At 39.9% G+C, this 293-nt stretch carries 1 protein-coding gene; it reads right to left on the bottom strand.

Features of this window, described 5'->3' with window-relative positions:
- The coding region (locus BAU28_RS20980) for a Cna B-type domain-containing protein (protein WP_116500433.1) at positions 1-293 on the bottom strand (293 nt) is incomplete at both ends.

Below are 293 nucleotides of genomic sequence, written 5' to 3'. Positions count from 1 at the left end.
TACCTTCTGCATCGTAAGCTTGAAGTTTGTCAAACGTATACTTCCAGTTTGTTGCCGCTGTTACTTCTTTTGTATCTACTACTTTACTATTTTGTAGTAAGTCTACTTTGATTGTGCTTGGACGATCTGTTGCGTTGTTATCGTTCCATGTCTTTGTTCCTTCTACTTTTGTTTCGCCTACTTTTGTATTTGTAATGTCATAACCGTGTACGTCAGATTGGTATCCCGCTACCGGCTGTTCCTTCACTTCATACTTGTACGCTACTCCATTTGCGTCATATGCTTCTACATCC

Source organism: Bacillus paramycoides (assembly GCF_001884235.1).
GTDB classification, from domain to species: domain Bacteria; phylum Bacillota; class Bacilli; order Bacillales; family Bacillaceae_G; genus Bacillus_A; species Bacillus_A paramycoides.
Note: the sequence above shows the minus strand (reverse complement) of the source record. Positions and strands in the feature narration are given on the sequence as shown.